Source organism: Bradyrhizobium sp. WBOS08, from assembly GCF_024585125.1.
In the GTDB taxonomy this organism is placed as follows: domain Bacteria; phylum Pseudomonadota; class Alphaproteobacteria; order Rhizobiales; family Xanthobacteraceae; genus Bradyrhizobium; species Bradyrhizobium japonicum_B.
Genome location: NZ_CP028988.1, coordinates 1313684 through 1336017, shown reverse-complemented (window position 1 = coordinate 1336017; position 22334 = coordinate 1313684). Strand labels below are relative to the sequence as shown.

The window sequence follows — 22334 nt, the reverse complement described above, 5'->3', positions numbered from 1 at the left end:
TAACACCAGCATTCTTTGAGATATCTAGTCTCCATTAGTTACCACAGTAGCAAAAGGAGCCTTCCATGAAAATCGCAGTCGCCGGCGCCTCGGGCCGGGCCGGGTCGGAAATCACCAAGGAATTGTCCCGCCGCGGCCACGCGGTCACCGCCATCGCCCGGAACCCGGAGAAGATCGCAGCCCTGCCGAATGTCACGCCCACCAAGGGGGACGTGCTCGACCAGACCGGCCTTGCCAAGCTGTGGGCCGGCCACGAGGTTGCCGTGAGTTCCGTGCACTTTCTGGCTAGCGACGCGCGCAAGCTGATCGGCGCGGCGAAGGACGCCAAGGTTGGCCGCTATCTCGTGGTCGGCGGTGCCGGCAGCCTTGAGGTCGCGCCGGGCGTGAAGCTGGTCACGACTCCCAATTTTCCGGCCCAGTACAAGGCGGAAGCCGAGGCAGGCGGGGCCTTCCTCGACCTGTTGCGGCAGGAGAAGGAGCTGAACTGGACCTTCCTTTCGCCGTCCGCGCTGTTCGTCGAAGGAGAACGCACGGGCAAGTTCCGGCTTGGGACCGATCAGCTTCTCGCAGATGCGAACGGCAAGAGCTGGATCACCTTTGCCGACTACGCCATCGCGCTCGCCGACGAGATCGAGCGCCCGGCCCATCCGAGGCAGCGCTTCACAGTCGGCTACTAGGCGTTCGGCCGCCCCCGAGCCCTCCAGGATAAACCTTCCTGTGCAAGGACTTGGGGGCACCGGCCAGACTCTCAGGGAAATATTGTCTGTCACAGGAGGCCACTATATAAGGCCCGGTTCAACGGACCCTGTTTCCGTTGCGAGTCGTTGCTTAGACAGATAGGCCGCCCTTGGAAAAGTTGAAAAACTACCGACCGACCGAAAAAGAGCCTTTCATGAACGACCGGCAGAAGGAGTACTTCCGTTTGAAGCTCCTCGCCTGGAAGGATGAGATCCTCAAAGAGTCCAAGCTGACCCTGCAAGCTTTGCAGGAGGAGAACGTCAACCACCCCGATCTCGCCGATCGGGCATCGTCCGAAACCGACCGTGCCATCGAGCTCCGTGCCCGCGACCGCCAGCGCAAGTTGATCGCCAAGATCGACGCCGCGCTCCAGCGCATCGAGGACAACACCTACGGCTATTGCGAGGAGACCGGCGAGCCGATCTCGTTGAAGCGGCTCGAGGCCCGGCCCATCGCGACGCTGTCGGTGGAAGCGCAGGAGCGCCACGAGAAACGCGAGAAGGTCTATCGCGACGAATAGAGGCGGAGCCGCAGAGATGCGGCTCTTTTGTTTCGTAGCGGATGGTGCGCGGTTTCGCGCCGCATCCGGCGTTTTTGCCTGCCGCTTGAGTGTCGCCTGTCCGGCGCGTAGATTGGCGCCGCCATGATGATTTGCACTCTCGACATCGCATCGGTCTTCTTCCTGGGTTGAGCGCAGGCGCCTCCGCCGCGGAGGCATTGCGTCCCGCAAGTGCGACTTGCGGATCCCCACCGATCGCCCCAGCCGGTTCCGCAGCGAGCGGACGATGTGGGCTGGGCGAAATATCGAGAGATCATCATGACGGCCAATCCCCGCGCGCTCGACGACGCGCAGATCGACCAATTCGTTCGCGACGGCTTCATTCGGATCGACAACGCCTTTCCGCCCGGCCTGGCCGAGGCGGCGCGTGCCATCATGTGGCGCGATCTGCCATGCAGCGAGCACGACCCCGCAAGCTGGACCCGGCCCGTGGTGCGGCTGCCCTATTATGGCGGCCCGCCGTTCCGGGATGCCATCAACACCGCAGTGCTGCATGCCGCGTTCGACCAGATCGTCGGGCAGGGACGATGGCGGCCGCGAGGCGATATCGGCACCTTTCCGGTGCGCTTTCCCCATCCGGACGATCCGGGCGACGATGGCTGGCACGTCGATCTCAGCTTTCCCGGCGAGGGCTGCAACCCGGACGAGGCGCAGGATTTCTCGGCCTGGCGCGTCAACGTGACCTCGCGGGGCCGGGCGCTGCTGCTGCTGTTCCTGTTCTCCGATGTCGGTGACGACGATGCGCCGACGCGGATCCGGGTCGGTTCGCATCTGCCGATGGCGCGTTATCTGGCGCCGGCCGGCGATGCGGGGCGGGCGCACATGATGCTGGAGCGGATGGGGGCCGATTGTCCGGTTGCGCTCGCGACCGGGGCGGCCGGGACGGTCTATCTCTGTCATCCCTTCCTGGTTCATGCCGCGCAGAAGCACCGGGGAACGCGACCGCGCTTCCTGGCGCAGCCGCCGCTGCATCTTGCCGAGCCCTACCGGCTGGAGCGGAAGGAGGGCGATTACTCGCCGGTCGAGCTCGCCATCCGCATCGCACTTGGACGCAATTGACGGAGACGGTGCCGTTGCACTCGGCGTTGTGGCGCGTCCCCTGCGCCACGACGCGATGGTCGTGTGGATCGATTGCCAGGGATATTTCAGAGATCGCGAAAAATGAATCGCGATCAAGGGGCTAGAGTCGAATCCTCCGTGCTCACGTGAATTCGCATGAGAAAAAGCCTTCACGTCATGTGCGGGACGTTTTGCGAGTCGCATCAAGAAGATCGACCGGCATCTTGAGACGGCGGCGCAGCGGCTTCACGCATCGCTGCAATCAGGGTCTCTGCCGCGCGTAGGGCGGGCGCTTGGCTCCATAAAGACCCGACCAACTCAATATTTCCTTAAGCGGGGCGAGCGTCCCGTCATCGCCCGGACGAGCGCCGACCTGCGCTTGTCATGCCCGGGCGGGAATGCTGAAGTGCCGCCCTTGAATGCGTAGCGTGGGAGGCGGCGCCGATGGACAGGATTCTCGAAGCCGCCAAGGCGATCGCGCTGGCGCGCCGCAATCATGCGCCGCTTGCGGCGCTGGAGCGTCCGCCCAGGGATGAGGCCGAGGGCTATCAGGTCCAGCGCGCGCTGCACGATCTGCTGCTGGCGCATGTCGGGCCGCAGGTCGGCTACAAGATCGGCTGCACCAGCCAGGTGATGCAGGACTATATCGGCATCCCGCATCCCTGCGGCGGCGGCGTGTTCCAGAAGGGTGTGCATGACAGCGGCGCCAGGCTGGCCGCCTCCGACTATGTCCGGGTCGGCGTCGAATGCGAGATCGCGGTGCGGCTGAAGCGGAATCTCGCCGCCGGCGAGGCGCCGTTCACGGCCGAATGGGTCGGCGAGGCGGTCGAGGCCTATCATCCCGCCATCGAGATCGTCGACGACCGCTACGTGAAGTGGGAGACCATGGGCGCCCCGACGCTGATTGCGGACGATTTCTTTGCGGCCGGCTGCGTGCTGGGGCCGTCGGCGCCCCGCTCGACCGTGCCGGATCTGAAAGCGGTCAAGGGCCGCGCCATCGTCAACGGCGAGGAGGTCAGCCACGGCACCGGCGCCGACGTGCTCGGTCACCCCCACAATGCGCTCGCCTGGCTCGCCAACCATCTCGCCGCCGAAGGCAAGGGTCTTCACGCGGGGCAACTCGTGCTGACGGGCAGCCTGGTCAAGACGCTGTGGCTCAAGGCCGGCGACAAGGTGCGGATGGAACTGGACGGGCTGGGCGCGGTGGAGGCGGAGTTTACGTGAGGACGACGCGGTCTCGTGCCCCGGACGCAGCGCAGCGCTTCTTCAGCGGTGCGCTGCAGAGCCGGGGCCCACGCCACCGTGTGTCGTGTAGTCCTGGGTCCCGGCTCTGCAGCGCATCGCTGACGCGCTGCGGCTTGTCCGGGACACGCGACAGGTCCGGCAAACACGAATATCGTTTCTTTCACCGCACTCATGGACACACCTTCACATCCTCGCGGCAGCTTCCGCCCGAGCTCTGCAATCGTCTTGCCCTCCTGAAGATCAAGAGGCGCAGGGAAGGCCGGGCGCCGGCTGGCACCCGAAGTCCCGCGTGTGCTAAAGAACGCGCACGGGGTGGACGACAGGTACGCCGGTCGCCCGGCCTTCCCTGCGCGATGGTTTTCACGGTGTCCTTCGTGCTCTCCTCGGGGAGCGTTGCACTATGGCCCCCGTCGCCGTGCGGATGATCGATGCGCCCACCGGTTGGCCGCCGCATCACCGCATGACTTGACGCACAGACCCCGGGCGTCGGGACCACACGACTTCTCCGTCCGCGCACGCCTTCGCTGGGTTCTCCACGGCTGGCGTGCGCTCACCGTGAAGTCCATGCGAAGACGCTGTCAGCGCCGTGTCGTATCGCGCCTGTCGCTGCTCACGGTTTCCCGCCCTGCAACCACCATCGCGCGCCGACGCCGTCGCGGCCACCGCATTCCATCCCGCGTTCCGTGACGATCGCGATACGCCCTCTTGTGGAATGGAACAGAACAAGAACATAATGAGGCGACCGGGGACTGTCAACAGTACTTTCAAAATCCGAATATTTCTGAAATTGAAAATTGGTAACGTTTGTGGTACCAGATGTTGAAAGTCGAAGAATACGTCGTCAACGATCGGAGTCCTTTCCGCGATTGGCTCGAACGACTTGATCCGCAGGCGCGCGCGATGATCGCAGTGGCGATCGAGCGGCTGGCCGATGGCAACAAGTCGAACGTCAAGTCCATCGGAGAGGGCGCTGCCGAATTGAAGATCAACCGTGGACCGGGCTACCGAGTTTATTTCGGGTGGCATGGCAATTTGCTCGTCATTCTGTTGGGCGGCGGCACCAAGCAGAGACAGCAAAACGACATCGATGCGGCGCTGCGCCGCTGGCGTGAGTACAAGTCAAGAGTTCGGTAGGGAGAAGATGATGCCGTTGACCCAGAGTTTTCGTGACACGGTCCGCGCGATGGCGGAGCGCGATCCCGCCTTTCGCGAAGCACTGTTTCTGGAGGCGATGCAGGGCCTGCTGCAGGGGGATGTCGATTACGGCCGCACCGCGCTGCGGACCTACATCAATGCCACCATCGGTTTCGAGCGGCTCAGCGAGGTGCTGGACCGTCCGCCGAAGAGCCTGATGCGGATGTTCGGGCCGCGCGGCAATCCGACGGCTGAGAACCTGATGGCGGTGATCCACGCGCTTCAGAAGGAGACCGGCGTGCATCTGGAGATCCGTGCGGTCGCGAATGCGGCGTGAGGGGTGGGCGCTCTCTCCGCCGTCATTGCGAGCGTAGCGAAGCAATCCAGAATCTTTCCATGGAGGCAGCCTGGATTGCTTCGTCGCGTCTGCGCAAAATTGCTTCCGTAGTTTTGTCGCTGAGCTCCCCGCAATGACGTGGATGGAGCGTCGTCCGATGCACCATCTCGCTCGCGGCCAAATGCGCCATCCGCCAGAATACATGCGGCCCTCGCCAGGGGAGCTAGCGAGGGCCGCGTCGTACATCGTCGTTCGCGCCTTAAGTTCGCGAACACGATGTGGGAGCTCTTGAAGAGGCTAGAAGGGCAACAGCACGTCCATGACCTGCTGGCCGTAGCGCGGCTGCTGCACGTCCATGATCTGGCCGCGGCCGCCATAGGCGATGCGGGCCTGGGCAATCTTGGTGGAATCGATGGTGTTGTCGCTCTGGATGTCCTCGGGGCGCACGATGCCGGCCACGATCAGCTCGCGAATTTCGAAGTTGACGCGGATCTCCTGCTTGCCTTCGACGACCAGGTTGCCGTTCGGCAGCACCTGGGTGACGACGGCGGCGACGTTGGTCTGCAGGGCTTCCTTGCGGTCGACGCTGCCCTTGCCCTCGCTCGATGAGGTCGAGTCGGCGGTCAGGATGCGGCCCGGCAGGACCTTCTGCGCCTGCGTGCCGAGCGTCTTCGCGCCGATGAAGTCGGTGATCCCCGAATCTTCCTTGTTGGTGCGGCTGCGCGAGGTGTCGTTCTCGATGTTGGCCTTGTCCGTGATGTTCACGGTCACGGTCAGGAGGTCGCCGACCTGGCGGGCGCGCTGGTCCTTGAAGAAGGCGCGGCTGCCGTTGCGCCACAGCGAGTTCGGATTGTAGGAGGCGACTTCCGGCTTCGGCATCGGCATCTGCACCGGCTTGTAACCGGGCTGTGCCGTCGGATTCTCGATCGCCGACAGCTTCGGTTGCTCGCCGATCTGCGACAGGCGGTCGATCGAGGAGCAGCCGCCCAGCGCGCAGGAGGCGAGCAGCAGGGCAGAGATCGCGATGCGACGAAGGCGGAAAGCCGAACTGGAAGCGGACATGACGAACTCTTACTTGGCTTGAGCTTGCGAGACGCGAGCTTGCGGGGTTTGGGCTTCTGCGATCTGGGCCGGCGAGGCGGGGGCCTGCACCAGGTTCCGGAGGAGAGCTGCGGTGTCGACGGGGGCCGGCGTCTCGTCGCGTCGGAGCGAGGAGGTCTGGTCGACCGCCGGCGCCATCGGCGCGGACTGGCTCGCGCCCTGGATCGTGACCTGGCCGCGGCCGGTGACGACCCCGGTCAGCGTGCGCTTGGAATGCAGATTGAGCACGCTGACGGTGTCGCCCTCGGCGCCGCTCTCGATCGCCTTGCCGCGCGTGGTGAGATAGAGGCCGGGCGCCTGAAAGATGATGGTGACGCTCTGGTCGCGCATCACGAAGTCGGGCTTGACGATGTCGGCGGCGCGAAGCGGCATGCCTGCCCGCATCGCCCGACGCAGCTGCATGCCGACGCTGCGCTCGCGCGAAGCCGGCTCGCCGGTAACCTCGGCCTTCGGCCTGCGCTCCAGCGCGATGTCGGAGGACTTCAGCACGTCGGCACGGTCGATGTCGCGCGTCAGCACGGCCACTTCGACCGTCTCGATCGCGGTACCGGCGAAGCGCAGCTTGGTCGGGATCGGATTGCTGTCGTTGGCGATCTCGAAGGCGACGTCGAAGCGGCCGCTGCGGGCATCGTAGCGGGTTGCGACCGGCTGCAGCGCGCCGCTGTAGGCGGCGTCCAACCGCATCTCGGTGACGGCGCGGTCGAAGGTGATGGTGATGTTGGCGGCATCGCCGAGGCCGAAGCGGCGCTCGAGCGCCGAGGCGACCGCGCTTTCGATTTCCTTGCCCGCCAGCGTGCGGGCGAGGCGGGTGACGTGGACTTCCTTGATGTCGCCGGTCATCACGCCGATCACCTGCTTGGCGCGGAGCACCGACAGCACCTGGCCGACCGTCAGCGTGCCGGTGGTGCCGAGATCGGGCGAGCGGTAGACCGGGATCGTCGCGGCCGATCCGGCATTGTCGATGAGATCGCCGACCCGCACCACGTCCGAGGTCACGCTGACGCTCGCGCGCAGCGCCGGTGCGGCGATGAAGTCGTCCGCGGCCGCGGCCGGCAGGGCCAGCGCGAGCAGGGCGGAGATGGTGGCGAGAGTGGTGCGGATCATCGTCATTGCTTCAGTTGGCCTCAGCGGAACAGCGCCGTGGTCGATTGCATCATCTGGTCGGCGGCGCTGATCACCTTGGCGTTCATCTCGTAGGCGCGCTGGGCGGCGATCAGGTCGCTCATCTCGGAGACCACGTCGACATTGGCCTGCTCGAGGCTGCCTTGCGTGATCTTGCCGTAGCCTTCGGAATTCGCGGTGCCGTCCTGCGGCGGGCCGGACGAGGGGGTCTCGGTGAACTGGTTGCTGCCGACCGGCTGCAGGCCGGCCTTGTTGATGAAGCGGGTCACGCCGATCTGGCCGACGATCGAGGAGGTCGAGGAGCCCGGCAGCGTCACCGAGACCTGGCCCTGCTCGCTCACGCTGATGCCGGAAGCGTTGTTCGGGATCGTGATGGTCGGCTGCACCGGGTTGCCCTGCGCGGTGACGACGCGGCCCTGATTGTCCATCTGGAAGGTGCCATCGCGGGTGTACTGGTAGGTGCCGTCGGGCATCAGGATCTTGAAGAAGCCTTCGCCCGACATGGCGAGGTCGAGATCGTTGCCGGTCTGTGACAGCGTGCCCTGGGTCATGCTGCGCGGCGTGCCGACGGTCTTGACGCCGCCGCCGATGTCGACGCCGACGGGCAGGATGGTGCCCTGGTCCGAGGCCTGCGCTCCGACGCGGCGCACGTGCTCATAGATCAGGTCCTGGAACGCCGCGGTCTGCTTCTTGAAGCCGGTGGTGCGCAGGTTGGCGATGTTGTTGGAGATCACCTGAACGTTGAGTTCCTGTGCCGCCATTCCGGTCGCTGCGGTGTGAAGTGCCTGCATCTCAGTTCTCCCTCAATCAGGCCGGAACGTCGGCGAGCTTTTCGATCGCCGATTTGTGGAGGTCGCTCTGCTGCTGGAGCAGGTTGGCGACGGCGGAGTAGCTGCGCATGACCTCGACCATGCGGGTCATCTCGATGACTGAATTCACGTTCGACTTCTCGACATAGCCCTGCTCCACGGTGGACTTGGTGGCCGGCTGCAGGGTCGCTCGGCCGGTGTCGTAGAGATTGGCGCCGAGCTTGGTCAGCTTGGCCGGATCGTCGAACGACACCATCTTGATCTTGCCGCGGATCGAGTCGTTCCTGGCGGTGCCCTCGAGCACCGTGATGGTGCCGTCGGGCGCGATGTTGATGTCGTGGTCGGTCGGCTGGAAGGTGATCGGGCCGCCGGTGCCGAGCACGAGGTTGCCGTCGGAGGTGACGAGCTGGCCGGTCGAGTTGAGCGAGAACTTGCCGTCGCGTGTGTAGCGCTCGCCACCATTGACCTGCACCGCGAAATAGGCGTCGCCGGTGATCGCCAGGTCGAGCGGGTTCTTGGTCATTTCCATCGGCCCCGGGCCGACGTCGCGGAAGGTGCCGCGGTCCTGCACGTAGGAGACGCGGCGGTCGGCGCCGATGAAATTGTCCTCACGCGCGTTCGAGTTGAGGTACTCCTCGAACAGCGAATGGTCGGCCTTGAAGCCGTTGGTGTTGGCATTGGCGACGTTGTTGGCGATGACATCCATCTGCCGTTCCAACGTCATCTGCCGTGACAACCCGATCAGAAGCGCGTTCTGCATCGGAAATCTCCCCTGAGTGGATCCGCCATCTCGCTCTCCCAAGCGCCTTGGCCGACCCCGTGAACGAGACCTTCAGGTTCTCCCAAACCGGTGGGTCTCGGCCCTTTCTCAGCGAAAGCCGTGCCAACCTGGAAAAATTTGCGATTTCAATGTCTTGCCGATTTTTTTGGGGCGCGGGAGGGCGGCAGAAAGGTTCTGTTAGCCATGTCTGCCCGGCAGATTTTTCCTAGCGCGAGCCCGATCGAAAGATTCCGTTAACCATTATTACCGTAGCGTTTGCCATGAAAAGGAGCGCATCGCGCCGGGGCATTTGTATCGCGTCACTGTCTTGAGCCTTCGCTCTTTCGACCCCTTTGAGAGATCCGGGCGCGGCGACCATGGCAGAGAACGAAGCGGAAGGCGGCGTAGCCGCTGAGGGCACCGAAGGCGCTCCGCCGAAGAACAAGCTGAAGCTCATCATCATGGCCGTCGGCGTGCTCGCCATCCTCGGCGGCGGTGCTGCGACCTGGTTCTTCTTCTTCCGTCACGGCGATGCCGAGCACCATGCTGAGGCCGCGCCGCCGCCGAAGCCGCCGGCCTTCGTCGACGTCCCCGACCTGATGGTCAACCTCGCCGGTTCGCCCGGCGAGCGCGTGCAATATCTGCGGCTGAAGATCGTGCTGGAACTGAAGGAAGAGAAGCAGATCGAGGCGATCAAGCCGACGATGCCGCGCGTCACCGACATCTTCCAGACCTACGTGCGCGAGCTGCGCCCCTCCGACCTCAACGGGTCCGCCGGCATCTTCCGCCTCAAGGAGGAGCTGACCAAGCGCGTCAACGCCGCGGTCGCCCCGATCCAGGTCAGCGCGGTGCTGTTCAAGGAAGTCGTGGTGCAGTGATGGCGCTGCGGGAGGCAACGGACTAGCGCCATGGCCGGCAACGAGCAAATGGACCAGGATGCGATTGCCGCCCAATGGGAGGCGTCGCTCGATTCCGAGGATCCCGCGGAAGCCGCGAAGGCTGCCGCCGAAAACGAGCTGTCGGAGACCATGGCCCTGCAATGGGCCGCCATGGTCGAGGACGGCAGCCGCGATCTCGGCAGCGGCAAGAACTCCGGCGAGCGGGTGCTGTCGCAGGAGGAGATCGACAATCTCCTCGGCTTCACCGTCGGCGACGTCACGCTCGACGACCATTCCGGCATTCGCGCCATCATCGATTCGGCGATGGTCTCCTACGAGCGTCTGCCGATGCTCGAAATCGTCTTCGACCGCCTGGTGCGGTTGATGACCACGTCCCTGCGCAACTTCACCTCCGACAACGTCGAAGTCTCGCTCGACCGCATCACCTCGGTGCGCTTCGGCGACTACATGAACTCGATCCCGCTGCCCGCCGTCCTCACCGTGTTCAAGGCCGAGGAGTGGGAAAACTTCGGCATGGCGACGGTCGATTCCAACCTGATCTATTCGATGATCGACGTGCTGCTGGGCGGGCGCCGCGGCACCAGCCAGCTCCGCATCGAGGGCCGGCCCTACACCACGATCGAGACCGAGCTGGTCAAGCGGCTGGTCGAGGTGGTGCTGACCGACGCCGAGCAGGCGTTCCGGCCGCTGTCGCCGGTGACCTTCACGATCGACCGGCTCGAGACCAATCCGCGTTTCGCCGCGATCAGCCGTCCGGCCAATGCCGCGATCCTGGTGCGCCTGCGCATCGACATGGAAGACCGCGGCGGCAACATCGAGCTGCTGCTGCCCTATGCGACCATCGAGCCGATCCGGGGCGTCCTGCTCCAGATGTTCATGGGCGAAAAATTCGGCCGCGACCCGGTCTGGGAAGGCCATTTCGCCACCGAGATCGTGCAGGCCGAGATCGCTGTCGATGCCGTGCTCTACGAGGCCGACATCCCGCTCAAGCAGCTGATGCGGCTCAAGGTCGGCGACACGTTGCCGCTGGACATGCGCGCCGACGCCAACGTCACCGTCCGCTGCGGCGACGTCACGCTGACCGAGGGGCGGATGGGCCGGGTCGGCGACCGCGTCGCGATCCGCGTGACCAAACCCTTGCGCAAGCCAAGCACGACACTTGCGATGTTCGAGAAGGTGGACGAGCAGAACAAGATGATGGAGGCCCCATGAACCACTCCCTGGGAATGGCGATCGAGACGCTGGTGGCTATCCTGCTGATGCTGACGATCGTCTACTGCGTCATGCTCAACAAGCGGCTGACGCGGCTGAAGGCGGACGAGCATTCGCTGAAGGCGGTGATCGGCGAGCTGATCACCGCGACCGAGATCGCCGAGCGCGCGATCGGCGGACTGAAGCTCGCCGTGCGCGACGTCAACGAGAATCTCGGCAGCCAGCTCGCCGCGGCGGCGCAGATGTCGGACCAGCTCTACAAGCAGCTCGGCGAAGCCGACAACGTGGTCCGGCGCCTGTCCAAGATCGCGATCGCCGCGCGCCCCGTCACCAATCCGGAAGCGGTCGCTGCGCCAGCGCCCAAGCCCTCGACCGCGAAGGCGGTGGCGGCGGCGGCCGAAGCCTTCTCCGAGCGCCGACGCTCCAACGGTCTTGCCGCATGAAGTCAGGGCATGAAATCCTTTCGTAACATTCGCGTCATCCCGGTCGTCCTGATCGCCGTCGCGGGCCTCGCCACGCTGAAGGTGGCGGGCCTCGCGATCAACGGCGGCTACGTGTTCGACTACAAGCCGAACCAGGGCAAGAAGTCCTGGGCGGAAGAGAACCTGAATTTTCCGACCGGCCGCGACGATCCCGATATCACGGGATCGACCCATGGCGCGCCGAAGGAACCACCGAAGCCGGCCGCGCCCGAGACCAAGATGGAGGGCGGCACCCCGGTCAAGATCGACGAGACCCAGCCGCAGGTCTCGGCCTCCGAGCGCGCGATCCTCGAGCGGCTGCAGGCGCGCCGGCAGGAGATCGAGGCCCGCCAGCGCGAGATCGACATCCGCGAAAGCCTGCTCAAATCGGCCGAGAAGCGCATCGAAGGCAAGGTCGAGGAGATGAAGGCGGTGGAAACCCGCATCTCCGCGACGCAGGCCGAGCAGAAGGCCGCCGAAGCCCAGCGCATGAAGGGCCTCGTCACCATGTACGAGGGCATGAAGCCGAAGGACGCCGCACGGGTGTTCGACCGGCTGGAGATGGGCGTGCTGATCGAGATCGCCTGGGCCATCGCGCCGCGGAAGATGTCGGACATCCTCGGACTGATGTCGTCGGAGGCCGCCGAGAAGCTGACGGTCGAGATGGCGCGGCGCGCCAATGGCGGCGGCGACCAATCGGCCTCGGCCGCGGAGCTGCCCAAGATCGACGGCAAGCCGACGCAAAAGCCGAATTGAGGCCGCATACTTAAGAAGTCCTTAATTGGCAAAACCTTAGAGTCGAGGCTGGGGCCGGGATCAGGACCGGCGTTGACCGTCGAAACGGAAGAAATGCCGCTAATGGCGCGAGAGGCTGCCGCTGGATTTGTGTCGCGAGCCCGCGCTTTCGCGCCGGGGCTGTCGCGTCATGTCCGCGCGGCGGGCATGCTGGCGGTCTGCCTGCTGATCGGTTTCGGTGCACCTGGCCGTGCGGCCGATCCCGTCAGGGGCGAGGCGACTTTTTCGGCCGGCGGCGGCTTTGCCCGCCTCGTCATCAAGCTCGGCGAGGACGTTCCCTCCGAGGTGGCGACCGCGGGCTCCATTCTCATCATCCGCTTCGACCGGCCGGTCGACGTTCCCGTCGACCGCGTGCCGGAAGGCGCCCCCGATTACATCAATTCCGCGCGCCGCGATCCCGACGGCAGCGCCATCCGCCTGTCGCTGGCGCGGCGCGTCACGGTCAACACCATGAACGCCGGCGAGCGCACCTTCATCGACCTCCTGCCCGAGGGCTGGAAGGGGCCGCCGCCGAGCCTGCCGATGGACGTCGTCAAGGAGCTCGCCGAGCGTGCGCGCATCGCCGAGCGCGCGCTGCGCGCCCAGCGCGTCGCGGCCGAGACCAGGAAGCGTCCGCCGATCCGCGTGCGTGCCTCGGTGCAGCCGACCTTCGTGCGCTTCGTGTTCGAGATGCCCGACGGTGTCGGCGTCTCCTCCGTGCTCAACGAGCAGAAGCTCACGCTGGCTTTCAATGCCAACCTCAATTTCGATCTGGCCGACGCGGTGGTCGCGGCGCCGCCAAACGTTGCCTCGATCAAGCAGAAGGCCGACATCGACCAGACCAATGTCGAGATCGCGCTGATCGGCGATTCCGACGTGCATTCGTTCCGCGACGAGAAGAACTACATCGTCGACGTGTCTTTCCAGCCCGACAAGGGCAAGATTGCCGCGACGCCCGAGGCGGCGCTCACGCAGATGAAGCCCGGAGGTTCCGGACCTCGGCCGTCGCCCGACAGACCCGCGGCCGAGAAGCCGAAGGATGCCCAACGCGAGATCGTGCCGCCGACCTCCGAGACGATCGCGCGCGAAGCCAAGATCGACGTCAAGCCCGAGCTGAAGCCGGAAGCGCCGGCGGCGATGCCGGCAGCCGAGGCGCCGAAACCGGTGCCGGCTCCCGCGACCGAGGCGGCGCGCGTTCCGGAGGCGGCCAAGGAGGTCGCGAAGGAGGTTGCAAAGCCGGCGCTCCCCGCTGCCGAAGCTGCGATTGTGCCGGCCAAGCCCGCGCCGGCCGAAGGGGTCGCGAAGGAGCCGGTCAAGGAAGCCGCCAAAGAAACGGCCAAGGAAACTGCCAAGGAAATTGTCAAGCCCGCGCCGCAGCCCACCGTCGCCGGCGTCGATGCGCGTCGCGACAGCGACGGCTTGCGCGTGACGTTCCCGATTCAGATCGCAACGGCCGCGGCCGCGTTCCGCCGCGGCGATACCGTCTGGCTGGTGTTCGATACGCCGAAGCCGATCGACGTCGAGGCGATCCGCACCAAGGGCGGCGCGATGATCGGCGAGGTCGGTCGCATTCCCCTCGACAAGGGACAGGCGGTGCGCATCCGTCTCACCCGCCCACTGGTCTACTCGCTGGCGAGCGAGGAGGTCGGCAAGGAAACCAACTGGCTCCTGACGCTGGCCGACAAGATCCAGTCGACGCCGCTGCCGCTGATGATGTCGCGCAACATCACCGACCCCGCGCTTGCCAACATCGCGATCCCCTTCGCCAACCCGGGCCAATTGCACAAGCTCACCGACCCCGATGCCGGCGACACGCTCTATGTCGTCACCGGGCAGCGGCCGGTGCGCGGCTTCATCAAGCGGCAGGACCTGGTCGATCTCTCGCTGCTGGAATCCGCGCACGGCATCGCGATCCGGCCGAACTCCGACGAGGTCGGGGTCGAGGTCGGCGCCGACAAGGTGATCCTCGGCAAGAAGGGCGGATTGACGTTGTCGCCGGTCGACATCTCGGCCGAGCGGGCGCCGACCGCGGTGCGCCCGGTCTTCAGCCCCGAAGCCTGGCGCAAGGGCCAGTCGGAAAACTTCATGGCGCGCCAGAACGAGCTGATGACGGCGATCTCGGCGGTCGAGCCGGCGCTGCGCTCGCTGCCGCGGCTCGACCTCGCGCAGTTCTACATGTCGCGCGCGATGTATTACGAGGCCAAGGCCGTCACCGACGTCATGCTGAGCGATCCCCTCAACAAGGAGGAGAGCGGCGCGCTGATCATCCATGCGATCGCCAGCATCCTGATCGGCCGCCCGGCGCAGGGCCTGAAGGACCTCGCCAATCCCGTGATCGGCAACAGCCATGATTCCCAGCTCTGGAAGGCGCTCGCCTTTGCGCGTCAGGGCAAATGGGCGGACGCGCGCGAGAAGTTCAAGAACGTCGAATTCGCCATCGCCTCGCTGCCGCTCGACATCCAGCGCATCGTGACGATGGATGCGATGCGCGCCTCGCTCGAGGTGAAGGACTATGCCGGAGCTTCCAAGCGCCGCAGCGAGCTCGAAGTGGTCGGCGTCTCGCCCGAGGCGGGGCCCGGCTTCGCCGTGCTGCGCGGCCGGCTCGCGGAGGCGCTCGGCCACGACAAGGACGCGCTCGACGACTACAGGTTCGCAGCCGCCTCGGCCGACCGGCCGGCGGCGGCGGAGGCCAAGCAGCTCGAGATCGCGCTGCGGCAGAGGCGCGACGAGATCGGCAAGGACGACGCGCTGCGCGAGCTCGAGACCCTGTCCATGACCTGGCGCGGCGACTCGATCGAGGTCAAGACGCTGCAGATGCTGTCGCAGATGTATGCCGAGAGCGGTCGCTACCGCGACGCGCTCACCGCGGCGCGCACCGCGACGAGGCTGCAGCCGAACGCGGAGGCCTCCCGTCAGGCGCAGGACCTCGCCTCTGAGCTGTTCACGCAGATCTTCCTCGGACCGAAAGGTGACGACCTGCCGCCGGTCGAAGCGCTCGGCATGTTCTACGAGTTTCGCGAGCTGACGCCGATCGGCCGCCGCGGCGACGAGCTGATCCGCCGGCTCGCCGACCGTCTCGCCTCGATCGACCTGCTCGACCAGGCCGCCGAGCTCCTGCAATACCAGGTCGATCATCGCCTCGAAGGCGCCGCGCGTGCCCAGGTCGCCGCGCGCCTTGCCATGATCTATCTCGCCAACCGCAAGCCCGACATGGCGATCACCGCACTGCGCGCCAGCCGCATCAGCGATCTCTCCGGCGAGCTCAGGCAGCAGCGCCTGCTGCTGGAAGCGCGCGCGCAGAGCGACGTCGGCCGTCACGATCTCGCGCTCGACATCGTCTCCAACGTCGCCGGGCGCGAAGTGCTCCGCCTGCGCTCCGACATCTTCTGGGCGGCACGGCGCTGGCGCGAGGCCGCCGAGCAGATCGAGCTCTATTACGGCGAGCGCTTCCGCGACTTCAAGCCGCTCAACACGGTGGAGAAGAGCGACATCATCCGCGCCGCCGTCGGCTATGCGCTCGCCGACGATTCCATCGGCCTGTCGCGCTTCCGCGAGAAATACGCGCCGCTGATGAGCGAGAGCGCCGACCGTCTCGCCTTCGACATCGCCAGCAAGCCGGCCGCGGCCTCCAGCGCCGAATTCGCCGAGATCGCCAAGCTCGCCGCCAGCGTCGACACGCTCGACGGCTTCCTGCGCGAGATGAAGCAGCGCTTCCCCGACGCCTCCGCCCGCGCACCGCAGGCCAAGGAAGAAGCCGACCACACCGGCTCGCTGCCGACGATCCCCGTCGTGCGGCAGATCAAGATGACGCGGTAGGCCAATCAGTCGCGCGATCCTCCGTCATTGCGAGCGCAGCGAAGCAATCCAGGAATCTTTCTGCGGAGGCAGTCCTGGATTGCTTCGTCGCAAGAGCTCCTCGCAATGACGCCGATGGGGCGGCAATTTCTCGCAAGGACCTTCCTCGCTGCTCGCACTTGTTGTGCGGTTGTGCTATCGTAATAGCACCCCTCAGCCGAGCACGACCATGAAGCAGCCATGCGTCTACATGTTCGCCAATCGCCGCAACGGGACGATCTACACCGGCGTCACCTCCAATCCACCGCGTCGTGCGTTCGAGCATCGTGAAGGCTTGGTGAAGGGCTTCTCAGCCAAATACGGCTGCAAGCTCCTGGTCTGGTACGAGCTGCACGACACCATGATCGACGCCATCACGCGCGAGAAACAGATCAAGGGCGGCAGCCGGGCCAACAAGCTGGCGCTGATCGAGAGCGTCAATCCGGACTGGAAGGATTTGTACGACACGCTGATCTAGCGGCGCATGCGGCTGGGGGGTGGGGCAAGCTGCCGCCTCACTCTCCGTCATTGCGAGCGGAGCGAAGCAATCCAGAATCTTTCCGCGGCGGCAGTCTGGATTGCTTCGTCGCAAGGGCTCCTCGCAATGACGGGGAGGGCGCGGTGGCTATTGCGGGAAGCGGAGAGGATGCGCCAGCGGTGCGCCCGCCGTCACCCGCCGTAACTCTGCACCAGGCTGCCCGCCACCAGCGACCAGCCGTCGACCAGCACGAAGAAGATCAGCTTGAACGGCAACGAGATCGTAGCCGGCGGCAGCATCATCATGCCCATCGACATCAGCACCGAGGCGACGACGAGGTCGATGATCAGGAAGGGCAGGAACAACAGGAAGCCGATCTCGAAGGCGCGCTTCAGCTCGGAGATCATGAAGGCGGGGACGAGGATGCGCAGTGCGAGGTCGTCGGGGGTGGCCGGTGCCGGCTCGCCCGACAGATCCAGAAACAGCCTGAGGTCCTTCTCGCGCACGTTCTTCTGCATGAAGCCGCGCAGCGGGACGGAGGCGCGCTGCAGCGCGTCCTCGACGCCGATCTGGTTGGCGACGAGCGGCCGGATGCCGTCGTCGTAGGATTTCTGCAGGACCGGGCCCATCACGAAGAAGGTGAGGAACATGGCCAGCGCGATGATCACAGAGTTCGGCGGCGCGGTCGCCGTGCCCAGCGCGGTGCGCAGCAGCGACAGCACGACCACGATGCGCGTGAACGACGTCATCATGATCAGGATTGACGGTGCGATCGACAGCACCGTGAGCAGCGCGATGAGCTGGATCGCGCGCTCGGTGACGCCGCCACCGCCAGCGCCGCCGCCGAGGTTGATGCTGATGTCCTGCGCATGCGCAAGGCCTGCGAGCGAGGCCGCGACCAACAGGACAGAAAGGAAAAGAACTCTACGCGGGAGGGACGGCAGCCTCACGAAGACGGCTTCGGACGGCCGAGCAGCGAGGCCATCTCGTCTTCGAGATTTTCAAAGCTGGTCTTTTCCGCGGCCGGCTTTTGCGGCGGGGCCGGTGGCGCTGCCGGCTCGCTGCGAGCCGCGCGCGGGGGAGCGACCGGCGGCTCCGGCGCGACGGGCGGGGCGACCGTTTCGCCGGCGGGGCGGCGAAGCGCTGCCTCCAGCCGCTGCGCCATTTCCGCGAGGTTCTGCTCGGCGCTCGACGGGCCGGCGGCGGGCGCCGGCGGTGCAACGGGCGGAGCCGGCGGCGGAGGCGGCGGGGAAGCGGCGCGCTCGGCCCGCACGGGCGGCATCTTCATCGGCTCGCTCTGGCGCGGCGGCCTCGGCATCAGCGGCGGCTCGCTGCGCGGAACGCGCGGCGGCAGTGGCTCCGGCCGCGGCTCGCGCTCGGGGCGCGGCGCGATCGTATCGGCCGTGAAGCCCGCCAGGGGATCGCTGCGGCGTTCGGCCAGAGCGGGGGCGGGCCGGCGCACCTCGTCGGCGAAGGACGGGCGCGAAGGCCGCGGCGGCGGCTCGGGCATCTGCGGCTCGGGATGATCGAGCATCTCGGGCCGCGGCGCCTCGTCAGCCCATCCGCCGGCGTCCGGCATCGGCGCAAGGCGCGGCGGCTCGGCGGCGTTGGGACGCTGGGGGAGCTGATCGCGGCCATGCGCGGCGCGAACGATGTTGGGCTCGACCACGATGTCGGTGGGGCCGCCGATCATCAGGAGGTGCTCGACATTGTCGCGCCGGACCAGCACCAGGCGGCGCCGGCCGTCGACCGCGGCGGCATCGATCACGGCAAGGCGGGGCATCCTGCCGCGCTGGGTGTTGGCGCCGAGCCGGCTGGTGGCGAATCGGCGAACCAGCCAGGCAGCGACGCCGATCAACGCCAGAACGACGATGAACGCGACGATGAAGGTGATAGGGCTGCCTTGCATACTAGTCCCCGACAAATGGCGCTTCTCTCGTGCCCATGGTCGGATACGCCAACCACCGGCCTACGATGCCCCAAACTGCGATTTCTTAACGTCCCACGGCAAGTTTTGCCGTCCCCAACTCTTAATAACCCATGAATCGCTCGATCCAAAACGACTTCTTGGCCTGTGCACGGCCGCCAAACGGTTGGGTTAATGTTGATTTCGGAGGCGTAGAATCACGGGGCGCGGAAATCCTGTCCCGCTCGGGGACATGCGCCGGGGATTTCTTAACCAGCTGTTAACCATACACGCGGCAAATTCTGCCTAGCTACGGACCTCGAGGTGCGTAACACGAAGGAGCCGCGACGATGGCCATCAACGACATCCCGGAACTGTCGGCGCTTCGCACCAAGATGCAGTGGCACCAGGAACGCCAGCGCGTCCTGTCCGAGAACGTCTCCAATTCCGACACACCCAAATTCCGGCCGCGCGACCTGGTCGAGCCGAAGCTCGACAAGAGCGGGGCGGTCACGGGGTCGATGGGCCCCCTGGCGCTGACCCGCACCAGCGGCTCGCACATGACGCCGTCAGGCGCGGCTTCCGTATTCGACCAGAACAAGAACGCGGGCTTCGAAACCCGGCCTGCCGGCAACGCCGTCAATCTCGAAGAGGAGATGATGAAGGCCGCCACCAACCAGATGGACTACGCGGCGGCGACCTCGCTCTATTCGAAGAGCCTGCGTCTGCTCAAGACCGCGATCGGCAAGGCCTAGCCGCATGATCTTCGGAACAGAACAGCTAGAGGAGGCGCATCATGGCCAATGACAGCAGCGACTTCGCCCGCTCGATGGCGATCGCGACCTCCGGTCTGCGGGCGCAAGCCGGCCGCATGCGGGTGATCTCGGAAAACATCGCGAACGCGGATTCGACCGCGCAGACCCCGGGCGGCGACCCCTACCGGCGCAAGGTTCCGACCTTCTCCTCCGCGCTCGACCGCACGCTGGACGCGCAGGTCGTCACCCTCGGCAGGATCAAGCCCGACCAGTCGAACTTCCGCGTCAAATACGAGCCGAACAATCCGGTCGCGGATGCCAGCGGCAACGTCAAATATCCCAATGTGAACTCGGTGGTCGAGATGACCGACATGCGCGATGCGCAGCGGTCCTACGAGGCCAATCTCAACATCATCAGTGCGACGCGCCGGATGATCCAGCGCACGATCGACATCCTCAAGAGCTGAACAGGATAATTGAGCCATGGCATCACCGACAATCGCAGCCAATGCTTACGCGAGCCTTGCCCGGGTGCTGGAGACCGGCGGTGCCGGCAAGGGCACCGAGGCAAGCGGGCAATCCTTTGCCTCGATGCTGAAGGACGCCGTCGGCAGCGTCATGGAATCCGGCCGCAAGGCGGACGCGCAGACGATCGCGATGGCCTCCGGCAAGGCCAACGTGATGGACGTCGTGACCGCGGTCGCCGACACCGACGTCGCGGTGTCCACGCTGGTGTCGGTCCGCGACCGCGTGATCGCGGCCTATGAAGACATCATGAAAATGCCGATCTGATGGTTCGGCGCTGGCGCCCGCTCCGGGCGTCATTGCGAGCGCAGCGAAGCAATCCAGGATCTTTCCGAGGCGGCAGTCTGGATTGCTTCGTCGCAAGGGCTCCTCGCAATGACGGGGAGGGGCCGGGTGGTCCTCGCCGGGGTGGTTGGGGATGAAAGTGGACAAGGAATTCTGCGAATGACCGGCCCCGAGACCCTCGACGTCGCGCGCGATGCCATCTGGACGATCGTGATCGTGTCCTCCCCGCTGATGGTGGTCGGTCTGGTGGTCGGCGTCGTCGTGTCGCTGTTCCAGGCGCTGACGCAGATCCAGGAACAGACGCTGATCTACGTGCCGAAGATCCTCGCCATCTTTGCCACGATGCTGCTGGCGTTGCCGTTCATGGCCGACGCGCTTCATGCCCACATGCTGCGGATCTCGTCGCGAATCATCGGCGGCTGAGGCAAGATGCAGCGATTATGCGCATCGACGTCTCGCTGCTGCCGGAGCTGGCCGCGTCCTTCATGCTCGCCTTCGCCCGGGTCGGCGCGATGGTGATGCTGCTGCCGGGGCTGGGCGAGACCAATATCCCGACGCGGATCAAGCTGTCGATCGCGCTGCTGCTCACGCTGATCATCCTGCCGCTGCATCGCAACGCCTACCAGGTCGACATGGGCTCGCTGGCGCCGCTGCTGGTGCTGATGCTGCATGAGATCGCGATCGGCATCGTGCTGGGCGCGACTGCGCGCGTGACGCTGTCGGCGCTCCAGGTCGCAGGATCCGTGATCGCGCAGCAGATGGGGCTCGGTTTCGTCACCTCGGTCGATCCGACGCAGGGACAGCAGGGTGTGCTGGTCGGCAACTTCCTGACCATCCTCGGCGTGACGCTGCTGTTTGCCACCGACAGCCATCATCTGGTGATCGCCGCGCTGAACGACAGCTATACGATCTTCTCGCCGGGCGAGACCGTGTCGAGCGGCGATGTCGCCTCGCTGGCGACGCGGGCCTTTGCGGCCGCGTTCCTCCTGGGCTTGCAGCTCTCGGGACCGTTCCTGGTGTTCGGCCTCGTCTTCAACATCGGGCTCGGTGTGCTGGCGCGGCTGATGCCGCAGATGCAGGTCTATTTTGTCGGCGTGCCGCTGTCGATCTTCGCGGGCTTCCTGGTGCTCGCCGTGGTGCTGACCGCGATGATGGGCACGTTTCTCGATTATTTCATCGGTGTCATGCACCAGATGATGCCGCTCAAGTGACGGGGGTCGAACGATGGCGGAAGACAACGATCCCGAAAGTCAAACAGAAGACCCGACGCAAAAGCGCCTCGACGATGCGCTCGAACGCGGCGACGTCGCCAAGAGCCAGGAGATCAACACCTGGTTCATGATGGCGGGCGGCACGCTCGTGGTCGCAACCTTCTCGGGCTCGGTCGGCAGCGGGCTGCTGACGCCGATGCGCAACCTGCTCGCCAACTCCTGGATGATCAAGACCGACGGCAAGGCCCTGCTCGCCCTGATGCAGCAGATCGAGCTCGCCGTGCTCGCCGCGGTCGGCGTGCCCCTGTTGATGCTGGTGCTGGCGGCCATCGCCGGCAACATGCTCCAGCACCGTCTGGTGTGGTCGGCCGAGTCCCTCAAGCCCAAGTTCAACAAGATTTCGCCCGGCGCCGGCTTCAAGCGCATCTTCGGCAAGCAGGCGGCCGCCAATTTTCTCAAGGGCATCGGCAAGCTCGTTGCCCTGGCCGTGGTCATGACCATGATCCTGTGGCCGGAGCGGCATCGCATGGAGGCGATGGTCAGGCTCGATCCGGCCGCCATGCTTGGCGCCAGCACCAGCATGACCGTCCAACTGCTCGGCGCGGTGGTCGCCGCGCTCGCGATCGTCGCCATCGCCGATTATTTCTTCCAGTATCGCAGCTGGTTCCAGCGGCAGAAGATGTCGCTCCAGGAGATCAAGGAGGAGTTCAAGCAGTCCGAAGGCGATCCGCACATCAAGGGCAAGATCCGGCAATTGCGGCAGCAGCGCGCCAAGAAACGCATGATGGCGGCGGTTCCCAAGGCCTCGGTGATCATCACCAACCCGACCCACTATTCGGTGGCGCTGTCCTACGAGCGCGGCATGACGGCTCCGGTCTGCGTCGCCAAGGGCGTCGACAACCTCGCTTTCAAGATCCGGGAGATCGCACGCGAGCACGACATCCCGATCGTGGAGAACGTGCCGCTGGCCCGCGCGCTCTATGCCACCGTCGAGATCGACCAGGAAATCCCGACCGAGCACTACCACGCGGTCGCCGAGGTGATCGGCTACGTTATGCGGCTGAAGCGCGGATTTGGCGCGGGGCGGGGATAAAGCACCCGAAAAATACCGGAAATGGCCGTAATCTGGG

24 protein-coding genes are annotated in these 22334 nt (G+C 65.6%); 18 read left to right on the top strand and 6 right to left on the bottom strand.

The window, feature by feature from the left end:
* The first annotated feature begins 65 nt into the window (after nucleotides 1-65).
* The 6 genes from DCM80_RS06585 to DCM80_RS06560 all read left to right on the top strand — a co-directional run bounded on the left by DCM80_RS06585 (nucleotide 66) and on the right by DCM80_RS06560 (nucleotide 5072).
* Nucleotides 66-677, top strand: a complete 612-nt coding sequence (locus tag DCM80_RS06585) for an NAD(P)-dependent oxidoreductase (RefSeq protein WP_257196251.1) — start codon at nucleotides 66-68, stop codon at nucleotides 675-677.
* Nucleotides 678-892: 215 nt separating this feature from the next.
* Entirely contained in the window at nucleotides 893-1258 is a 366-nt protein-coding gene (dksA, locus tag DCM80_RS06580) for an RNA polymerase-binding protein DksA (protein WP_085966600.1), read from the top strand.
* Between the two features lie 297 nt (nucleotides 1259-1555).
* On the top strand, nucleotides 1556-2356 hold the full coding sequence (locus DCM80_RS06575) for a phytanoyl-CoA dioxygenase family protein (RefSeq protein ID WP_257196249.1): 801 nt from the start codon (nucleotides 1556-1558) through the stop codon (nucleotides 2354-2356).
* 444 nt (nucleotides 2357-2800) lie between these two features.
* Nucleotides 2801-3580: a 2-keto-4-pentenoate hydratase gene (locus DCM80_RS06570; protein ID WP_257196248.1), complete on the top strand. Its 780-nt coding sequence runs from the start codon at nucleotides 2801-2803 to the stop codon at nucleotides 3578-3580.
* An 837-nt stretch (nucleotides 3581-4417) separates the two neighbouring features.
* Complete coding sequence (locus DCM80_RS06565; protein WP_257196247.1) at nucleotides 4418-4735, top strand: type II toxin-antitoxin system RelE/ParE family toxin; 318 nt, start codon at nucleotides 4418-4420, stop codon at nucleotides 4733-4735.
* 10 nt (nucleotides 4736-4745) lie between these two features.
* The gene (locus tag DCM80_RS06560) at nucleotides 4746-5072 is read left to right on the top strand and encodes a DNA-binding protein (RefSeq protein WP_257197884.1); all 327 of its coding nucleotides are present in this window, start codon (nucleotides 4746-4748) and stop codon (nucleotides 5070-5072) included.
* A 297-nt stretch (nucleotides 5073-5369) separates the two neighbouring features.
* On the opposite strand, the gene flgH is transcribed toward DCM80_RS06560, so the two are convergent.
* The 4 genes from flgH to flgF are packed head-to-tail and all read right to left on the bottom strand — an operon-like array spanning nucleotide 5370 to nucleotide 8864.
* Nucleotides 5370-6134 carry a flagellar basal body L-ring protein FlgH gene (gene flgH, locus DCM80_RS06555; RefSeq protein ID WP_257196246.1) on the bottom strand — a complete coding sequence of 255 codons (765 nt, stop codon included), beginning with the start codon at nucleotides 6132-6134 and terminating at the stop codon, nucleotides 5370-5372.
* A gap of 9 nt (nucleotides 6135-6143) precedes the next feature.
* Nucleotides 6144-7277, bottom strand: a complete 1134-nt coding sequence (gene flgA / locus DCM80_RS06550; protein WP_257196245.1) for a flagellar basal body P-ring formation chaperone FlgA — start codon at nucleotides 7275-7277, stop codon at nucleotides 6144-6146.
* A gap of 20 nt (nucleotides 7278-7297) precedes the next feature.
* Nucleotides 7298-8086, bottom strand: a complete 789-nt coding sequence (gene flgG / locus DCM80_RS06545) for a flagellar basal-body rod protein FlgG (RefSeq protein WP_091965437.1) — start codon at nucleotides 8084-8086, stop codon at nucleotides 7298-7300.
* A 16-nt stretch (nucleotides 8087-8102) separates the two neighbouring features.
* A complete protein-coding gene (gene flgF, locus DCM80_RS06540; protein ID WP_257196244.1) occupies nucleotides 8103-8864 on the bottom strand; it encodes a flagellar basal-body rod protein FlgF in 762 nt (253 codons plus the stop codon).
* 377 nt (nucleotides 8865-9241) lie between these two features.
* On the opposite strand from flgF, the gene fliL reads away from it, so the two are divergent.
* The 6 genes from fliL to DCM80_RS06510 all read left to right on the top strand — a co-directional run bounded on the left by fliL (nucleotide 9242) and on the right by DCM80_RS06510 (nucleotide 16522).
* Complete coding sequence (gene fliL / locus DCM80_RS06535; protein WP_257196243.1) at nucleotides 9242-9742, top strand: flagellar basal body-associated protein FliL; 501 nt, start codon at nucleotides 9242-9244, stop codon at nucleotides 9740-9742.
* 30 nt (nucleotides 9743-9772) lie between these two features.
* Entirely contained in the window at nucleotides 9773-10975 is a 1203-nt protein-coding gene (gene fliM, locus DCM80_RS06530) for a flagellar motor switch protein FliM (RefSeq protein WP_028137459.1), read from the top strand.
* Nucleotides 10972-11418, top strand: a complete 447-nt coding sequence (locus DCM80_RS06525; RefSeq protein WP_257196242.1) for a DUF6468 domain-containing protein — start codon at nucleotides 10972-10974, stop codon at nucleotides 11416-11418. Before fliM ends, DCM80_RS06525 begins: the two co-directional genes overlap by 4 nt.
* Before the next feature lie 9 nt (nucleotides 11419-11427).
* A complete protein-coding gene (locus tag DCM80_RS06520; RefSeq protein WP_257196241.1) occupies nucleotides 11428-12192 on the top strand; it encodes a MotE family protein in 765 nt (254 codons plus the stop codon).
* A 102-nt stretch (nucleotides 12193-12294) separates the two neighbouring features.
* On the top strand, nucleotides 12295-16026 hold the full coding sequence (locus DCM80_RS06515; protein WP_257197882.1) for a tetratricopeptide repeat protein: 3732 nt from the start codon (nucleotides 12295-12297) through the stop codon (nucleotides 16024-16026).
* A 208-nt stretch (nucleotides 16027-16234) separates the two neighbouring features.
* Complete coding sequence (locus DCM80_RS06510; RefSeq protein WP_257196240.1) at nucleotides 16235-16522, top strand: GIY-YIG nuclease family protein; 288 nt, start codon at nucleotides 16235-16237, stop codon at nucleotides 16520-16522.
* A 191-nt stretch (nucleotides 16523-16713) separates the two neighbouring features.
* On the opposite strand, the gene fliP is transcribed toward DCM80_RS06510, so the two are convergent.
* Together fliP and DCM80_RS06500 are read right to left on the bottom strand one after the other, a co-directional pair.
* Complete coding sequence (gene fliP, locus DCM80_RS06505; RefSeq protein WP_028137455.1) at nucleotides 16714-17472, bottom strand: flagellar type III secretion system pore protein FliP; 759 nt, start codon at nucleotides 17470-17472, stop codon at nucleotides 16714-16716.
* On the bottom strand, nucleotides 17469-18431 hold the full coding sequence (locus tag DCM80_RS06500; RefSeq protein WP_257196239.1) for a flagellar biosynthetic protein FliO: 963 nt from the start codon (nucleotides 18429-18431) through the stop codon (nucleotides 17469-17471). Before DCM80_RS06500 ends, fliP begins: the two co-directional genes overlap by 4 nt.
* Nucleotides 18432-18778: 347 nt before the next feature.
* On the opposite strand from DCM80_RS06500, the gene flgB reads away from it, so the two are divergent.
* The 6 genes from flgB to flhB all read left to right on the top strand — a co-directional run bounded on the left by flgB (nucleotide 18779) and on the right by flhB (nucleotide 22297).
* A complete protein-coding gene (flgB, locus tag DCM80_RS06495) occupies nucleotides 18779-19183 on the top strand; it encodes a flagellar basal body rod protein FlgB (protein ID WP_257196238.1) in 405 nt (134 codons plus the stop codon).
* A 41-nt stretch (nucleotides 19184-19224) separates the two neighbouring features.
* The gene (gene flgC, locus DCM80_RS06490) at nucleotides 19225-19650 is read left to right on the top strand and encodes a flagellar basal body rod protein FlgC (protein WP_028137452.1); all 426 of its coding nucleotides are present in this window, start codon (nucleotides 19225-19227) and stop codon (nucleotides 19648-19650) included.
* 16 nt (nucleotides 19651-19666) lie between these two features.
* Complete coding sequence (fliE, locus tag DCM80_RS06485) at nucleotides 19667-19975, top strand: flagellar hook-basal body complex protein FliE (RefSeq protein WP_257196237.1); 309 nt, start codon at nucleotides 19667-19669, stop codon at nucleotides 19973-19975.
* A 177-nt stretch (nucleotides 19976-20152) separates the two neighbouring features.
* Complete coding sequence (fliQ, locus tag DCM80_RS06480) at nucleotides 20153-20416, top strand: flagellar biosynthesis protein FliQ (RefSeq protein ID WP_063697870.1); 264 nt, start codon at nucleotides 20153-20155, stop codon at nucleotides 20414-20416.
* Nucleotides 20417-20433: 17 nt separating this feature from the next.
* Nucleotides 20434-21204 (top strand): flagellar biosynthetic protein FliR, encoded by a 771-nt coding sequence (fliR, locus tag DCM80_RS06475; protein ID WP_257175496.1) that lies wholly within the window; start codon nucleotides 20434-20436, stop codon nucleotides 21202-21204.
* Between the two features lie 13 nt (nucleotides 21205-21217).
* Nucleotides 21218-22297 carry a flagellar biosynthesis protein FlhB gene (gene flhB, locus DCM80_RS06470; RefSeq protein ID WP_257196236.1) on the top strand — a complete coding sequence of 360 codons (1080 nt, stop codon included), beginning with the start codon at nucleotides 21218-21220 and terminating at the stop codon, nucleotides 22295-22297.
* The last annotated feature ends 37 nt before the right edge of the window (nucleotides 22298-22334 follow it).

Excerpts from the sequence above, each read along its gene's own strand:
- DCM80_RS06585 (WP_257196251.1), top strand. The coding sequence starts at position 66 with ATGAAAATCGCAGTCGCCGGCGCCTCGGGCCGGGCCGGGTCGGAAATC.
- dksA (WP_085966600.1), top strand. The coding sequence starts at position 893 with ATGAACGACCGGCAGAAGGAGTACTTCCGTTTGAAGCTCCTCGCCTGG.
- DCM80_RS06575 (WP_257196249.1), top strand. The coding sequence starts at position 1,556 with ATGACGGCCAATCCCCGCGCGCTCGACGACGCGCAGATCGACCAATTC.
- DCM80_RS06570 (WP_257196248.1), top strand. The coding sequence starts at position 2,801 with ATGGACAGGATTCTCGAAGCCGCCAAGGCGATCGCGCTGGCGCGCCGC.
- DCM80_RS06565 (WP_257196247.1), top strand. The coding sequence starts at position 4,418 with ATGTTGAAAGTCGAAGAATACGTCGTCAACGATCGGAGTCCTTTCCGC.
- DCM80_RS06560 (WP_257197884.1), top strand. The coding sequence starts at position 4,746 with ATGCCGTTGACCCAGAGTTTTCGTGACACGGTCCGCGCGATGGCGGAG.
- flgH (WP_257196246.1), bottom strand. The coding sequence starts at position 6,134 with ATGTCCGCTTCCAGTTCGGCTTTCCGCCTTCGTCGCATCGCGATCTCT.
- flgA (WP_257196245.1), bottom strand. The coding sequence starts at position 7,277 with ATGATCCGCACCACTCTCGCCACCATCTCCGCCCTGCTCGCGCTGGCC.
- flgG (WP_091965437.1), bottom strand. The coding sequence starts at position 8,086 with ATGCAGGCACTTCACACCGCAGCGACCGGAATGGCGGCACAGGAACTC.
- flgF (WP_257196244.1), bottom strand. The coding sequence starts at position 8,864 with ATGCAGAACGCGCTTCTGATCGGGTTGTCACGGCAGATGACGTTGGAA.
- fliL (WP_257196243.1), top strand. The coding sequence starts at position 9,242 with ATGGCAGAGAACGAAGCGGAAGGCGGCGTAGCCGCTGAGGGCACCGAA.
- fliM (WP_028137459.1), top strand. The coding sequence starts at position 9,773 with ATGGCCGGCAACGAGCAAATGGACCAGGATGCGATTGCCGCCCAATGG.
- DCM80_RS06525 (WP_257196242.1), top strand. The coding sequence starts at position 10,972 with ATGAACCACTCCCTGGGAATGGCGATCGAGACGCTGGTGGCTATCCTG.
- DCM80_RS06520 (WP_257196241.1), top strand. The coding sequence starts at position 11,428 with ATGAAATCCTTTCGTAACATTCGCGTCATCCCGGTCGTCCTGATCGCC.
- DCM80_RS06515 (WP_257197882.1), top strand. The coding sequence starts at position 12,295 with ATGGCGCGAGAGGCTGCCGCTGGATTTGTGTCGCGAGCCCGCGCTTTC.
- DCM80_RS06510 (WP_257196240.1), top strand. The coding sequence starts at position 16,235 with ATGAAGCAGCCATGCGTCTACATGTTCGCCAATCGCCGCAACGGGACG.
- DCM80_RS06500 (WP_257196239.1), bottom strand. The coding sequence starts at position 18,431 with ATGCAAGGCAGCCCTATCACCTTCATCGTCGCGTTCATCGTCGTTCTG.
- flgB (WP_257196238.1), top strand. The coding sequence starts at position 18,779 with ATGGCCATCAACGACATCCCGGAACTGTCGGCGCTTCGCACCAAGATG.
- flgC (WP_028137452.1), top strand. The coding sequence starts at position 19,225 with ATGGCCAATGACAGCAGCGACTTCGCCCGCTCGATGGCGATCGCGACC.
- fliE (WP_257196237.1), top strand. The coding sequence starts at position 19,667 with ATGGCATCACCGACAATCGCAGCCAATGCTTACGCGAGCCTTGCCCGG.
- fliQ (WP_063697870.1), top strand. The coding sequence starts at position 20,153 with ATGACCGGCCCCGAGACCCTCGACGTCGCGCGCGATGCCATCTGGACG.
- fliR (WP_257175496.1), top strand. The coding sequence starts at position 20,434 with ATGCGCATCGACGTCTCGCTGCTGCCGGAGCTGGCCGCGTCCTTCATG.
- flhB (WP_257196236.1), top strand. The coding sequence starts at position 21,218 with ATGGCGGAAGACAACGATCCCGAAAGTCAAACAGAAGACCCGACGCAA.